Genomic DNA, 14,566 nt, shown 5'->3' with positions numbered 1-14,566 from the left:
ACGTTATAGTCCGGTGACAAAGGAGGAAAAGCATCTGAAAAAGCTCATCTGCCTGTTCGTTCTGTTAGCTGTATGTCTGTCAGCCGCCGCCTGTTCAAGCCAAAGCAGTTCCTCTGACGGAAAAGTGACCCTGAAGTTTTTTCACAGGTGGCCGAAGGAGCCGGAAAAAAGCTATTTTGAAGAAGCGGTCAAAGAATTTGAAGCCGATCATCCGGATATTCATATCCAAACGGAAGCGGTCTTAAACGATTCTTATAAAGACAAGGTGAAAGTCATGCTCGGAACAACGAGCCCCCCTGATATTTTCTTTTCATGGAGCGACCGGTTTGCTTATAAATTCATCAAAGGAAATAAAGCCCTCGATCTGTCGTCTTACTATCAGCAGGATAAAGATTGGTCCTCACAGCTTGTGCAGTCACAAATCAAACCCTTTACGCATGACGGAAAACAGTACGGTGTTCCGTGGCAAATGGACGCTAAATCATTCTTTTATAATAAGGACATTTTTAATACATTACATTTGAAGCCCCCGGCGACATGGGATGAACTGATCACAGTCTCTGAGAAATTGAAAGAGAACGGATATATTCCGATCAGTTTCGGCACAAAAGCGCCTTGGACCATTTCTCATTATATCGGGACGCTGAACCAGCGTATGGTGGATGAAAAAACGCGGGCGAAGGATTACAGCCCGGAAACCGGGGAGTTTACGGACGAAGGCTATGTCAAAGCGCTTGAAAAGCTTCAGGAACTTCTGCCGTACTTTACAAAGCACGTGAACTCCGTCGATCACGAATACGTGCGCCAGCAGTTTACGAGCGGCAAAGCGGCGATGATTTATGCGGAAACGGCAGAAATTAAGCTCGTCGAACCGGTCAATCTGGGGTTGTTTCCTTTCCCGAAAATCAGCGGCGAAAAGGGATCTCCCCGTGCACTGACCGGATCTCCGGAAGGATTTATGATTTCCTCAAAAACGAAGCACCCGAAAGAAGCTATGGAATTTCTTCAGTTTTTAACCTCGAAAAAAATGGGAGAGAAGCTGATAAAAGACGTCGGTAAATACAGCGCGGTTCAAGGAACGGCGACAGAAAACAATTCCGCCCCGATCCAGCGCGAAGCCGTGCAGGATATCGTCCGTGCAGAAACAATGGTGCCGTGGTTTGATATGGATGTTGACGTTGAAATCGCCGATGTGTATGCGGCAGGCGTTCAGCAGATGCTCGGCGGCACAATGACACCGCGCGAGGTGATGAATTCCGTGCAGAAAGCGGCGCGTCAGGTCAAAGCGTCATCTGAATAGAACAGATTTCTTTGGAGAAAGGAGATGAGGATTTCCTTGGTCAGCCGAAAACGTTTCATTCCGTATCTGTTTCTCGCGCCCGCGCTGATTTTTCTGCTGTTCGTTTACATTCCGATTATTGAGAATGTGTTTTTCAGTCTGTTTGAATGGAGCTCATTTCAACCTGAAAAGACGTTTATCGGTCTGAAAAATTATATTGACCTGTTTCACGATCCCGTGTTTTTTACAGCACTCCGCAACAATGTGCTGTATGCGGTCATATCGCTGATTTTCCAGGTTGGCGGCGGCTTAATTCTGGCGGCCGTGCTGGAAGACAAATTGTTAAGAAAATGGTCGCCTTTTTTCCGTACGGTCTTTTTTCTTCCGGTCGTCATTTCTATGACCGTCATTGCGCTGTTGTTTGATTTTATTTATAACCCGGAAATCGGGCTTTTGAATCAGCTGCTGGAAGCCGTCGGACTTGATGAACTGACCCGCGCGTGGCTGGGCGATGAAAACACCGCTATCCTGTCTGTCATTTTTGTGTCTCAATGGCAGTCTGTCGGTTACATCGCCATGCTGTACATTGTCTCGATTCAGAGCATTCCCGCTGAATTATATGAATCGGCGCAGCTGGACGGAGCCGGAAAAATCCAGCAGTTTTTTCACATTACGGTGCCGCAGACGAAAGAAATGTCGTTTGTTGCCGTGGTGATGACGCTGACCGGCGCATTTACCGTATTTAATGAACCGTATATTCTGACCGGCGGAGGGCCGGGCAATGCTTCAGAAGTGCTGAGCACATTTTTGTATAAGAGCGCTTTTACAAAAGATATGATGGGCTACGCTTCTGCGATCGCGACGGTGGTGCTTTTGCTGACGCTTGCTCTGTCGCTTATTCAGATGAAATTCTTTAAGACCGGAAAGGAGGAGTAGCCGATGCTTCCTGAAAAGACGGACTTGCGTCATGCCCGTCAGGCCGTCAGAACAGGCGGAAAACCGAGAAAATGGTATGTCGGGGAAACGTCTGTGTGTCTGTTTCTCTTTATCTACCTCATTGCTGTTGCATATCCGCTGTTATGGATGGCGGTCAGCGCCTTTAAAAGCTCGGATGAGATTTTTGAGCACAGCTGGTCGCTGCCCTCTGTCTGGCATCCCGAAAACTTCGTATCCGCATGGAACCAAGGGATTTCCGCTTATTTTATGAACAGCGTCATTGTGACCGTGCTGACTTGTCTCATCACCGTATTTGTGAGCGCCTGGGCGGCATACGGGCTGGCCCGTTTTCAATTTAAAGGAAAAGGGTTTGTGCTGATCATTTGTCTTGGCGGTTTGATGCTGACGCCGCAGGTCAGTCTTGTGCCGCTGTACTCCATTATCCAGTCATTGGGACTGTACAATACGTATTGGGCATTGATTCTTCCGTACGCCGCCTACCGTATTCCGTTTACCGTGATTCTGATCCGTTCCTATTTTTTGTCGATTTCCAAAGAGCTTGAGGAAGCTGCCTATCTGGATGGATGTACAAGTTTCGGAATATTTTTCAGAATATTCTTACCTATGAGCGTGCCGATTCTGGTGACATCAGGCATTTTGACGGCTTACCATACATGGAATGAGTTTATGTTTGCGATTATTTTTATCGATGATGAAAATTTACGGACGATTCCGGCCGGGCTGATGCAGTTCAGAGATGCGCTGCAGACGAATTGGGGCGTGCTGCTGGCCGGGCTGACGATTTCTGCTGCTCCGATCATCGCGCTGTTTCTATTGATGCAGAGATATTTTATCCGCGGCATTGCAGCGGGAAGCGTGAAAGGATAAGGAGGATGAAAAGATGAAACTGATAGCGGCCGGAGATAATGTAGTAGATTATTATCAGGATCAGGAAACGTTTTACCCGGGCGGAAATGCGTTAAACGTAGCCGTGCTTGCCCGGCGCTTAGGCCACGAAACTTCTTATATCGGGATTCTCGGCAGTGATGAAGCGGCGGATCACGTATTGAATGTGCTGAAACTGGAAAAGGTGAATGCCGATCTGATCCGCCGGGCATACGGAGAAAACGGGATGGCGGTCGTCACGCTTGATGAAAGAGGGGACAGAATATTTGCCGGATCAAATAAAGGCGGCGTGCAATCGCGTCTGACACTCGCTTTTCAGGAGAATGACATCTCATTTATCGCCGGACATGATCTGCTGCATACGAGCGTATACAGCAGGATAGAACGTGACCTTCCGATGCTGAGCGGCCATGTGCCGATTTCCTTTGACTTCTCTGTAAAACGTGACGAAGCCTATTTAGAAGCGGTCTGTCCATACGTGACGTATGCGTTTTTTTCCGGGAGTGATTTGAGTGAAAGTGAATGTATGCGGCTTGCCGAAAAAGCCCGCGGTTTCGGAGCGAAAATCGTCTGTCTGACAAGGGGAGAACATGGCGCGGTGTTATCGGATGGGGAACGCGTCTATCATCAGCCGGTGGTAAGAGCTGATATAATAGATACATTGGGCGCGGGTGATTCTTTTATTGCCGGGTTTCTTACCGATTTCTTCGAGCATCAGGATATTCGGCGAGCGCTTACTGCGGCCGCCGGGACGGCTGCCAAAACATGCGGAGGGTTCGGCGCGTTCGGTTACGGGCATCCCTACAGGCCGGGCGGCGGGAAAAGCAGTGAAAAAACGAGAATACGATAAGCATTGTCTCGTTTTTTATACTTGTTACGCATAGGGACTGTTAATGGTAAACGTGACGCGGTCGGTATGCATTACAAACAGCGAGCTGTATATCGGCTGGTCTTTTGACATAAAAGCGGTTTTGTCAATTTCAAAAAGCGCATCCCCGATATCACAAGCCAGATAGCGGCTTTCTTCCTGCTTGGCATATACGACATTTAACAGCTTTGTATTATGAGTGGGCACCACCTGATAGTGCTGTTTCAAAATGTCATGCATCGACACGCCTCCTTTAATATGCTTGCCGATGTCGGGAAATAAACTGAGCGGATAGTGGGCGATTTCGAATGAGAGCGGCTGGTCGTCGTGAAATAAAATGCGTTTTAATTCAAGAACGGGACTTTCGGAAGCGACGCGAAGTTTTTGAGCGATGGATTTAGGCGCTTCAATGATTTCATGGGAAAGGATCTGGTGTTTCGGTTTTTTCCCCGTTGATTCCATAAATTCAGAGTAGCCGTTGACCGCGATGAGCTCCCGCTTCAGTTTAGGGCTTTTAACGAACGTTCCTTTTCCCTGCTGCCGGACGAGCCAGCCTTCTTCCACAAGATCAAGGATGGCCTTCCTGACCGTTATGCGGCTGACGTTGTACGTTTCGCACAGCTCATTTTCGGTCGGCAGTTTTACGGACGGCGAATAAACGCCCTTCTTAATATCGTCCGCGATAATTTGTTTCAGCTGAATATATAAAGGTTTCGAGCTCCCGTTATTTAACAATGGGACGGACCTCCTTTGTCAAGTAGTAGTACTATTATATGTATTATGACGTTATAATACAAATTTGCTTTTTATTTATGAATCTGTCAGAAACCCCGAACATTTTTAACATAACAGAAAGATGTGGCGGTTTCCAGTATTGGAGGAGGTTTCGAATGGCATCATTAACATTTGACCATATCAAAAAAACATACGGCGCCCAATCGGCGGCAGTGAAGGATTTTCACTTAGATGTAAAAGATGAGGAGCTGCTGGTGCTTGTCGGTCCCTCCGGCTGCGGCAAATCTACGACACTCAGAATGATTGCCGGACTGGAGAGCATTTCTGAGGGGAAGCTTTATATCGACGGAGACGCGGTAAACGATCTGCCCCCGAAGGATCGTGATATCGCGATGGTTTTTCAGAATTACGCGCTGTATCCCCACATGACGGTGTTTGACAATATGGCGTTCGGTTTGAAGCTCAAAAAGCTGCCGAAAAAAGAAATTGCAGAGCGAGTCCGGACGGCCGCTGATATTTTGGAAATCGGGCATCTGCTCAAGCGGAAACCGAAGGCTCTTTCAGGCGGACAGCGGCAGCGGGTTGCGCTCGGCCGGTCGATCGTGCGGGAGCCGAAAGTGTTTCTGATGGACGAGCCGCTTTCCAACTTAGATGCGAAATTGCGAGTGACGATGCGCGCCGAAATCAGCAAGCTCCATCAGCGTTTGAAAGCGACCATCGTTTATGTGACGCATGATCAGACGGAAGCGATGACAATGGGCGACCGGATTGTCGTGATGAATGAAGGAGATATTCAGCAGGCCGCAAGCCCCCATGAGATTTATCATCATCCGGCGAATATGTTTGTGGCGGGTTTTATCGGTTCTCCGAGTATGAATTTTATAAAAGGCGTCATTGAAGAAAGTCACGGGCAATGGTATTTTGCCGGTTCGTCCGTTCGTCTGCCCATTCCGAAAGAAAAAGCGGCCGTTCTTGTGCAGAAAGGATACAGCGGTAAGGAGATGATTGCGGGGCTGCGTCCGGAGCATGTGACGCTTGCCGGACAATCAGAGCACCCGCCTGAAGCGGTGTGCCGCGCTGTGGCGGAAGTATGTGAAAACTTAGGCGCGGAGATGTACGTTCATGCGGTGAGCGGAGATGACCGCATGACGATCCGTCTTGACGGCGCTTCACAGGTGAAACCCGGCGATGCCATTCTGCTTGCGGTCAATATGAACCGGGCCGTCTTTTTTGATGCCGACACTGAAAACGCCGTATATTGAAAAAGGGAGCCTGATGATCAGGGCTCCCTTATCACTTCTTATGATACGATTACCAGATTTCGTCCGCCCATTCCGGATGGTCGATAAACGGATTGCGGTTATGCTGATAGTCTTCGTAAATGATTTCGTTCCGCCGTTTTTCCTTACTGTCGACGGGGTCTTGTTGATTCCATTTGAGCAAAACGGACAGTTTTCCCATGTAAGGAGCTGAGCCGTTTCCGGTTTTATCATTCAGCTCAAGGTCGGGATACCCGTCGTCTCCTTCATAACGCACCGCCATGTAAAACAGCATACGGGCGACGTCTCCTTTAACTTCATCGCGCGGCTCCCAGGAATCACCGTCGTAATAATTGCCCGGCGCTTTCGGGTATTCTGAGCCGCCGTTATCAAAATCCATGTTTCCTCTGGCACTGTTCACCTGGACGTCTGCAGGGCGCAGATGATGAATGTCCGTCCCGGGGCCGGCAGCTGTTCCGAAGTTTCCGTGTGACTTTGCCCACACGTGTTCGCGGTTCCAGTCCCCGACGCTGCCTCCGTTTTTACTTTTGGCCCGTGATTCCTGGGTGTAGAGCAAGATGACATTGTTCGGATTTGCCGGATCTTCGTCAGTTTCCTTCAATGCATTCCATACTTGACTGTAAGACAGCTTTGTATGTCCGCTGATGATGCGGTGCAGGGCGCTCTTTAAGGCTGTTCCGCTTTTCCTGGAAGCTTCTTTGTAATATGTGTCCGTATCCGCAGACGGAGTGATGACAGCTGAGGCAGTTTGCGGAAAAAGAGTTGTGCCGCCGGCAGTTGAAACCGCCATCCGGCTGTACAGATTCGTGTCAGCCGGCGCGCCCGCAGAGGCTGACGGCGCGGCCCATCCAAAAATGAAAAACAGGCAGACAATCGGCAGAAACCAAAGTTTTTTTGTCATGACTTGCCCTCCTTTACCTCTATTATCCAAAAAATAAATCTAATATTCTATCTTTTTTGAAAAATGGTTCCTTCGGCTTATTGGTCAAAGTATCCGGAAAATCATTGATTTTTTGGAAGATATGATAATGAACTCGTTATGCGCTCCTTCTATAATGAAGATCATCTTGTCAGTTTTTCAGTTTAAAAGGAGGGCGTGTATGGAACATCAGCAGCTTTCGGCGGCGAATATCGGGATTTCCGATGACATACAATGGCTGTCTCAATTCGGCGCTTCCGCTTCCGGCGGAGTGACGAGGCTTTTATATACGAAAGAATGGATGGACGCCCAGCTTGCCGTCAAAAAGAAAATGGAGGCGTTCGGGCTGGAAACGGCATTTGACGATGTCGGTAACGTATTCGGCCGGCTGAGCGGCACAGAATCGCCTGATGAGGTGATTCTGACCGGGTCGCATATTGACACCGTTATTGACGGCGGCAAATATGACGGTGCGTTCGGCGTGCTGGCGGGCATACTGGCGATCCGTCATTTGCATGAGACGTGCGGGCGTCCGAAAAAAACGCTGGAGGCTGTGTCGCTCTGTGAAGAGGAAGGGAGCCGTTTTCCCATCACCTATTGGGGCTCAGGCAATATCACCGGTGCTTTCTCGCTTTCAGATGCGGAAACGCCGAAAGACGCGTCCGGCATTTCTCTGAGAGAAGCCATGCGGCAGAACGGCTTCGGTGCAGGCCGTTATCCAGCGCCGCTGCGCACAGATATCAAAGCCTTTCTGGAAATTCATATTGAACAAGGGCAAACGCTTGAACGATCAGGAAAGGATATCGGGGTTGTCACCGGGATTGCCGGACAGAGACGCTATACCGTTACGCTTGACGGTGAATGCAACCATGCCGGCACCACTTCGATGAAATGGCGGAAAGACCCGCTCGCGGCGGGAAGCAGCATCATCCACGAACTGATGCTCTCAGCGGAAAGACAGCCGGAAGAGCTCCGCCTGACGTGCGGGAAAATGACGGTTGAACCGAATATGGCGAATGTCATTCCGGGCCGTATCCAGTTTTCCGTTGATATTCGCCACCGGCAGGAAGACGTGCTGGCAGCCTTCCATCAGAAACTGGTGTCGATTATTGAAGACATCAGTCGCAGCAAAGGAGTCAGACCCTTTATTGATGAATATATGAGGATAGAGCCGGTTCAAATGGATCAGACACTGACACGGACCGCAGCAGAGGCTGCAAAAGAGCAGGGGGCGGACCCGGAGGAAATTGTAAGCGGAGCGGGACATGACGCCCAGATGCTCGGCAGAACCTTTCCGGCCTGCATGCTGTTCGTGCCGAGCCGTGGCGGGATCAGCCACTCGCCGCTTGAATTCACACCCGCACATCAGCTTGAAACCGGCGTCCTTACGCTGGCGAATGTATTACATAAACTTGCCTATTAACGTAAAGGGGGAATCGGCGTGCCGACCAGAAAAGAATTGTGCATTCCGCAAAGAACGATTATGACACCGGGACCGACAGAAGCTGAACCGAGAGTGCTGAGGGCGATGGGCGCTCCGATCATCGGCCAGTTTGACCCGGCATTTACCGGCATCATGAACGAAACGATGCAAATGCTCCGTGAATTGTTTCAAACGGAAAACCGCTGGGCCTATCCAATTGACGGCACATCAAGAGCGGGGATTGAGGCTGTTCTCGCAAGTGTGATAGAACCGGGCGACAGCGTGCTCGTTCCGATATACGGACGCTTCGGATACCTGCTGACTGAAATCGCCGAGCGATACGGAGCGGACGTTCATACGATCGAGTGTGAATGGGGAACGGTCTTCCGGCCTGAAGAGATTATCAGCGAGATGAAAAAGATTTCCCCGAAAATCGTCGCTATGGTGCACGGAGAAACATCAACGGGGCGGATTCACCCGCTGAAAGAAATCGGGGAAGCGTGCCGCGCCCAAGACGCACTCTTTATCGTGGATGCCGTGGCCACGATCGGAGGCTGCTCCGTAAAAACGGATGAGTGGAAGATTGACGCAGTCATCGGGGGAACGCAAAAATGCCTGTCGGTCCCTTCCGGAATGGCGCCGATTACTTATAATGACAGGACGGCCGCTGTCATTGCCGCGCGTAAAAAGGTAGAACGGGGCATTGCGACGGCGGCTGACGGTAACATGCTGTCCGGTCATCGCCCGATTACGAGCAACTATTTTGATCTGAGCCAGCTCGAAGATTATTGGAGTGAAAGAAGGCTGAATCACCACACAGAAGCGACAACAATGCTTTATGCGCTGCGGGAGGGTGTGCGCCTTGTCCTGGAAGAAGGACTTGAAGAACGGTTCCGCAGGCATCGGCGTCACGAAAAAGCGCTTACGGCGGGACTTGCAGCGATGGGCCTTGATTTATTCGGCGATCCGGAGGCGAAGCTGCCTGTGGTCACATGTGTGCAGATTCCGCCGGAAGCAGACGGCGAATCGATCAGAAGTATGCTTTTGTCTCAATTCGGAATTGAAATCGCCAGCTCGTTCGGTCCGCTGCAGGGGAAAATTTGGCGAATCGGAACGATGGGCTACAGCTGCAGAAAGGAAAATGTACTGTTTGTGCTGGCCGGACTTGAAGCGGTTCTGATCAGACACGGAGTTGCCGTTAAAGCCGGGGAAGCGCTGCAGGCGGCCCTTAACATATATGATCTGCCGGCTGAAACCGGTGTGCTGTCATGAGACTTGAAAACGAGATTGAAATCATCTGGACTTTTTTCCCTTTTGCCCGTTATACTGAATGGTATAAAAAATGACAAATATGGAATGATCATCTGTTTGTCTGGGGAGAAGGTAAGAAATCATGGCGTACATAGGCCGATTGTCAATTTTAATGCTGAATATGTTTATTGCGATGCTTGGAATCGGATTGATTATTCCGATTATGCCCACCTATATTACCGAATTCGGCGCGACGGGCAGCACGATGGGTCTGCTTGTTGCGGCGGCGGGGCTTACACAGCTTTTATTTGCGCCTATTGCCGGGGAAATAACCGACAAATACGGACGGCGGAAACTGATTATTTTCGGCATCGCCGCCTTTGCCGTGTCACAATTGATCTTCGCTTTTGCCGGAAGCCTGTGGCAATTGTTCGCATCCCGGCTTTTGGGCGGAATGGGCGCGGCGTTTTTAATGCCGTCAATGTTCGCTTACATTGCGGATATTACGACCGAAGAAGAACGCGGGAAAGGAATGGGGCTGTTCAGCGCGGCGATGACGCTCGGTGTTGTCATCGGGCCCGGTGTCGGAGGCTATTTGGTTCATTACGGCATGTCTGTGCCGTTCATCGTGTCTGCAAGTCTTGCCTGCTTTTCAAGTGTGCTTTCATTTTTCTTTCTGCCCGAAACGCTGGGACGTGAAAAGCAGCTGGAAGCCCGGGCAAAAACGGAAAAACGTGAGCATCTGTTTAAGCAAATGTCACGCGCGCTCAAATCGCCGTTCGCGTTTATGCTGATTCTGGTTTTTGTGCTGAACTTTGGAATTATGAACTTTGAATCCGTTTTCGGCCTTTACGTTGACCATAAACACGGATTTAAAGCGTCTGATATTGCCTTTATTATTACGGCTGCGGGTCTCATCGGCGTGTTTGTGCAGGCGGTCGGCGTCAGTTATCTCGTCCGCAAGTTCGGGGAAAAACGCGTGATTAACGTGACGTTGATCGGGGCTGCTGCAGGACTTGTGTGGTGCCGGTTTGCGGGTTCATATTGGGCCGTTTTTGCCGCGGCAATCTTTTTCCTGACGCTGACATCGCTGCTCCGGCCGGCCGTTAACACGATGCTGTCGAAGCTCGCCGGTGACCAGCAGGGGTTTGCCGGCGGGATGAACACCTCATTCATCAGCTTAGCGAATATCGCCGGACCGTCTGCTGCCGGTTTTCTCTTTGACGTAAATATGGAATTTCCGTATATGCTGGGAGCGGCTATTCTCGCCATCAGTTTTCTGGCCGCGCTTGGCTGGGGCAAAAAGACACAGACCCGGCCGTTTACGCAGCAAGGATAAGAATCAAAAGCCTCCGGGGATCCGGAGGCTTTTTGCTATTGTCGTTTATTCTTCGGCTGTCTGTATCTCTGAAATTGCAGAGATGCGCATAGAGGGAAAATCATATCGAACCAGTTGTTCCGTATGCTCAAGCATGGCGCGAATGGAAACCGGAACAGGTGTAGATAAAGTAAAACCAGTTTTATCGCTTGACGAGTCTGACGAATTTGATTTGCCGGAAGTTGATCAAAAAAGAAGGCATTCAGGCGGGAATAACATAGATCGGCGTAAATGAAGAAAGGGAAAAAGCAGCGGTGTTGGTATTTGCTGTTTCGTATGCAGAGTGAGAACAGTCTGCCTAAACGGGTCATTGGGATAATAAGAACCGTTCAACCGGGTATAGGGGTTGATTGGTGACAACAAGGAGAGGTTAGCTTATAAAACCTCTCACGGAAGATGTTGTGATGGCTCTCCTGCACGAATTTTGCAGGCTAAAACCCGCAATTAGGCCAACACACAATTATGCAAGAGACAATCATCTAAAAAGGGTGTCGGTAAGTACAATATGGTGTACGGAAAAGGAGTTGAAAATGTTGTATTATTACCCGTCATTCCATTTGTATCAGCGGCAAGAATTTAATTCTTATCCATGGCCCCATCAATTGACCCATTCAGGGAGCTCCCCCTATGTTTCCGCGCGCCCTCCTTTTTATAATTCTCCATGTTACAGAGAGTGCATAAGAAGCGGAGCGGATAGCTATTTCTGCTGCTATATCTGTGGTTTCTGTTAAAAAGAAAGACTTATAGAAGTAAGTGATTTTTCCAGGATGACAGTGAGACCATTATCCAGACAGCCATTAGCCAACACACGAAGCTTCATTACGATTCACGGAGGGGAACCGCCCCCTTCTATTTCGGAAATTTTATAAAATCCCCTTGCAAGGCCTGTCAGAAGCGGTATTTGGTCTTGAGGTGTTCGACTGTTGTGTTGACGAAGAATTCAAGATACCAGGAAGCAGCGAAACCTGTATGTATCAGCGAGACACAAAGCTTTCCGCCGCTGAGCGGGTTAGTTGTCACTGCGTTCTATCGCCTGTGGTAAATAACGAAATTTAGGGGCTGACAGCTGAGGAAAAATAAAAAATTCGAAACGCCGCAATCATTTAATTAAAAAGAAGAGATAGAATCTATCTCTTCAGGTTATTACTCAACAAAAAAATAGTATCGGGTTCTCCAAGTGAAGGAGTCATCATAGAATTCGATGTATGCTTGTCCTTTAGCTACTGCAAAGACTTGGACAGTGCTGATGCTACCTAATGTTGTATATTTAATAGCATTAGGTTCTGTGAGCGGATTAAAGGAAATGTGGTTACCTGCATTAGCAAAAGTTCTTACATCTCCAACTTTTAAGGAGATACGGGTTTCTGTTGGGTCCCATATGTTCTTATTCACTTTAGTAGCGGGACCGGCAGCTGATGCTGAAGAGTTAAAAAAAGGCGCGAAAACGAATGAAACAATTGCAAGTGATAACAAAGAATTTTTAGCTAGTTTCAAAGTAAAAACCTCCTTTTGGTATTTATAGGATAACAATAACACTTAATGGAAGTATAACAATGGAGAAATTGTTAAATATTCTTTTAAATGAGTGAACATATGCCAAGAGAACTGGTAAACGCAAACATCACACATGTTTCTTACGTAGACAAGGCTGTTAATCAAAAGCGTTTTTTTATGAAATCAGAAAAGGAAAAGCAGCATGACTTTCAGGGCGGCGTTGGTGAAGTGGTTGAGTCTTGTGTCGCTCCCCGCTGATTTTCAAATAAATGGCGAAATCATCAAAAAAGGGTCATGGGTGCTTGTGACAAAGGCTCCCGAGGCAGTTTAGGATGAGATTTAAAAGGGTGAGATTATAGGTTGCATCCCGGATATTAGAAAAGCCTGATGATGTCAATGGAAGCAGATTTTGACGGCAGCATTTTTTGAGAATTAAGCTGAATCAATCCCACTTAAATAGGATGCGGGAGAACACCCGCATCCCTATCTCTAACGATTCCTTAACTGATCAGCCGCTGCATTCTCAGCGCGAGCCGCAGGCGCATCGTCGTCTCCGGATCTTTTAAGCTTTTGCCGAGCAGTTCCTCGCATTTTTCTAAACGATAGATCACCGTATTTCGATGGACGTACAGGCGCTTAGCCGTTTCTGAAATCTGGCAGTGGGTCTCCAGATAAACAGACAGCGTATGAAGCAGGCTCTGGTCCTCCTTTTGCCGGTCGGCCAGGCTTTGGAGGGTGGCTTCGTAAAACTTCTTCACATCTTCCGCGGGAAGCAGGCGGAGCAGCTCCGGCACGTCTTTGGCATGATAGATTTGAATAAACTCCGCGCTTCTGGACAAATGCCCGGATGAAATGGCGTCAGATGCTTTGGTAAAGGCGTCAGGGACGTCGATCAGCTTTTGGCATATGTTTGAGATGCCGAAGGAGACAGTCCGTTTAAAATGCGTCCGGACCTGCTTTTGAAACTGCTCCAAAAAGCTGATGACAGACGCGTGCATTTCATTCCAGCTGTCTGTCGCCTCAATTAAAAGAATACCGACATTTCCTTTAATAAAGAGATGAGGGGGAAACGGAAAGGATGACAGCTCTCCTTCAAGCAGATCAAATACATGATCGGAAACGAGCTGATTTTCGGTAAAGCTGATCGTTTTCTCATTTCGGTCAAGTTTTCCGCAAATGCACATGTATTTTTGATCCCAGCGGAGCCGGAATTCTTTGGCGCGGCTTTTGATTTCTTCATGGCCGGTAAACGAGCGGTCGATGAAATTGCTGAAAAATTCATTGCGCGCCCGTCTGCCGAATTGTTTGACGGCATTTTCTTTCAGCAGTTCAAAGGAAATGACGTTGGCCGCCTGTTCAATTGTCAAAATCATGCCTTTATCAGCGGTCTGCACCAGCTCCGGAATCACCAGATAACCGCAGTTTTTTTCAACATTCAGAATCGGCAGGACAGAATACGCCTTTCTGTCGGACAGCATGGAAAAGCAGGTGAAATAAGGCCCGGAAAGGGAATAACAGATGTTTTTCAATACAGACGTGTCAATGGGTATGCGGTGGGACGATGATAAGAGTTTTGTATGCTGATCCAAAAGCAGCACGGGAAGCCGGAGAATGTCTGAGAGCTTCTTAAGCAGGGATTGAAGCCCCTTGCCGCTCATGATGTGGTTTGTGAATTTTTTATGGGCGTAAATGGCCTGCTGCAGCTCATTTGAACGCATATCAAGAATATGGCTCAGTGTGGCGTTGACGATATCTCCCAGCCGGATGTCTTCCGGCAGCTCAATAATCGGAAATTCATACCGGTCGGCAAGCTCCGCGGCATCTTTCGGAATGACATCAAGATAACGCTTCGTTTTGATCCCCAGCCCCGCGCAGCCCCGTTTTGCCATGAGGCGGATCAAATCTTTCAACAGCTGCGGGCGGTCCTTCAAGTGGTAAGCCGTCGTGACGAGCAATTCATTTTTATGTAAAAAATCAGCGATGTCCGGCGCATCCATCATGTTGACGTGCTGCACCTCCCTCCAGCCGCCGGATCTGCCTGCGATTAATGCGGCCCGCTCATAAGCGGGAATCTTCATCACGTCATAAATGTTCATC

The 14,566-nt window shown here is 48.8% G+C and carries 13 protein-coding genes and 2 pseudogenes; 11 read left to right on the top strand and 4 right to left on the bottom strand.

Translation table 11 applies throughout. The annotated features are described in order from the left end of the window. Positions 1-34: 34 nt before the first annotated feature. Genes SB847_RS11875 through SB847_RS11860 form a run of 4 tightly spaced genes read left to right on the top strand, consistent with a single transcriptional unit; the run spans position 35 to position 3,971 of the window. Positions 35-1,300: an ABC transporter substrate-binding protein gene (locus SB847_RS11875; protein WP_410564412.1), complete on the top strand. Its 1,266-nt coding sequence runs from the start codon at positions 35-37 to the stop codon at positions 1,298-1,300. Positions 1,301-1,324: 24 nt separating this feature from the next. Continuing rightward, the gene (locus tag SB847_RS11870) at positions 1,325-2,215 is read left to right on the top strand and encodes a carbohydrate ABC transporter permease (RefSeq protein WP_410563386.1); all 891 of its coding nucleotides are present in this window, start codon (positions 1,325-1,327) and stop codon (positions 2,213-2,215) included. A 3-nt stretch (positions 2,216-2,218) separates the two neighbouring features. Beyond that, positions 2,219-3,103 (top strand): carbohydrate ABC transporter permease, encoded by an 885-nt coding sequence (locus SB847_RS11865; protein WP_410563383.1) that lies wholly within the window; start codon positions 2,219-2,221, stop codon positions 3,101-3,103. A 13-nt stretch (positions 3,104-3,116) separates the two neighbouring features. Beyond that, entirely contained in the window at positions 3,117-3,971 is an 855-nt protein-coding gene (locus SB847_RS11860; RefSeq protein ID WP_040238907.1) for a PfkB family carbohydrate kinase, read from the top strand. A gap of 24 nt (positions 3,972-3,995) precedes the next feature. Here the strand turns inward: SB847_RS11860 and frlR are convergent, their stop codons facing one another. After that, positions 3,996-4,724 carry a transcriptional regulator FrlR gene (gene frlR / locus SB847_RS11855; RefSeq protein ID WP_007613583.1) on the bottom strand — a complete coding sequence of 243 codons (729 nt, stop codon included), beginning with the start codon at positions 4,722-4,724 and terminating at the stop codon, positions 3,996-3,998. A 155-nt stretch (positions 4,725-4,879) separates the two neighbouring features. Between frlR and SB847_RS11850 the strand changes: the two genes are divergently transcribed. Further along, entirely contained in the window at positions 4,880-5,986 is a 1,107-nt protein-coding gene (locus SB847_RS11850) for an ABC transporter ATP-binding protein (RefSeq protein WP_410563379.1), read from the top strand. Between the two features lie 49 nt (positions 5,987-6,035). On the opposite strand, the gene SB847_RS11845 is transcribed toward SB847_RS11850, so the two are convergent. Further along, positions 6,036-6,905, bottom strand: a complete 870-nt coding sequence (locus SB847_RS11845) for an endonuclease I family protein (protein WP_410563376.1) — start codon at positions 6,903-6,905, stop codon at positions 6,036-6,038. Positions 6,906-7,104: 199 nt separating this feature from the next. Here SB847_RS11845 and allC point away from each other — a divergent pair, with 199 nt between their 5' ends. The 5 genes and pseudogenes from allC to SB847_RS11820 all read left to right on the top strand — a co-directional run. Next, positions 7,105-8,346, top strand: a complete 1,242-nt coding sequence (allC, locus tag SB847_RS11840) for an allantoate deiminase (protein WP_410563373.1) — start codon at positions 7,105-7,107, stop codon at positions 8,344-8,346. Between the two features lie 60 nt (positions 8,347-8,406). Beyond that, positions 8,407-9,618: a pyridoxal-phosphate-dependent aminotransferase family protein gene (locus SB847_RS11835; RefSeq protein ID WP_410564410.1), complete on the top strand. Its 1,212-nt coding sequence runs from the start codon at positions 8,407-8,409 to the stop codon at positions 9,616-9,618. Positions 9,619-9,739: 121 nt separating this feature from the next. Then, a complete protein-coding gene (locus tag SB847_RS11830; RefSeq protein WP_015418151.1) occupies positions 9,740-10,936 on the top strand; it encodes an MFS transporter in 1,197 nt (398 codons plus the stop codon). Between the two features lie 142 nt (positions 10,937-11,078). Next, positions 11,079-11,210 carry a hypothetical protein gene (locus SB847_RS11825; RefSeq protein WP_254894429.1) on the top strand — a complete coding sequence of 44 codons (132 nt, stop codon included), beginning with the start codon at positions 11,079-11,081 and terminating at the stop codon, positions 11,208-11,210. Between the two features lie 692 nt (positions 11,211-11,902). Further along, positions 11,903-12,031 (top strand): annotated as a pseudogene (locus SB847_RS11820) (hypothetical protein); the annotation flags it as partial. 87 nt (positions 12,032-12,118) lie between these two features. Here SB847_RS11820 and SB847_RS11815 read toward each other — a convergent pair. After that, on the bottom strand, positions 12,119-12,469 hold the full coding sequence (locus SB847_RS11815; RefSeq protein ID WP_410563367.1) for a hypothetical protein: 351 nt from the start codon (positions 12,467-12,469) through the stop codon (positions 12,119-12,121). 99 nt (positions 12,470-12,568) lie between these two features. Here SB847_RS11815 and SB847_RS11810 point away from each other — a divergent pair. Continuing rightward, positions 12,569-12,797, top strand: a pseudogene (locus SB847_RS11810) (XkdF-like putative serine protease domain-containing protein); the annotation flags it as partial. 172 nt (positions 12,798-12,969) lie between these two features. Here the strand turns inward: SB847_RS11810 and SB847_RS11805 are convergent. Next, entirely contained in the window at positions 12,970-14,565 is a 1,596-nt protein-coding gene (locus SB847_RS11805) for a PucR family transcriptional regulator (protein WP_410577865.1), read from the bottom strand. Position 14,566 lies beyond the last annotated feature (1 nt).

It is taken from the genome of Bacillus sp. SIMBA_026 (genome assembly GCF_046535335.1).
Taxonomy (GTDB): Bacteria; Bacillota; Bacilli; order Bacillales; family Bacillaceae; genus Bacillus; species Bacillus velezensis.
The sequence above is the reverse complement of the archived record's forward strand: the minus strand, read 5'-3'. Positions and strand labels throughout refer to the sequence as shown.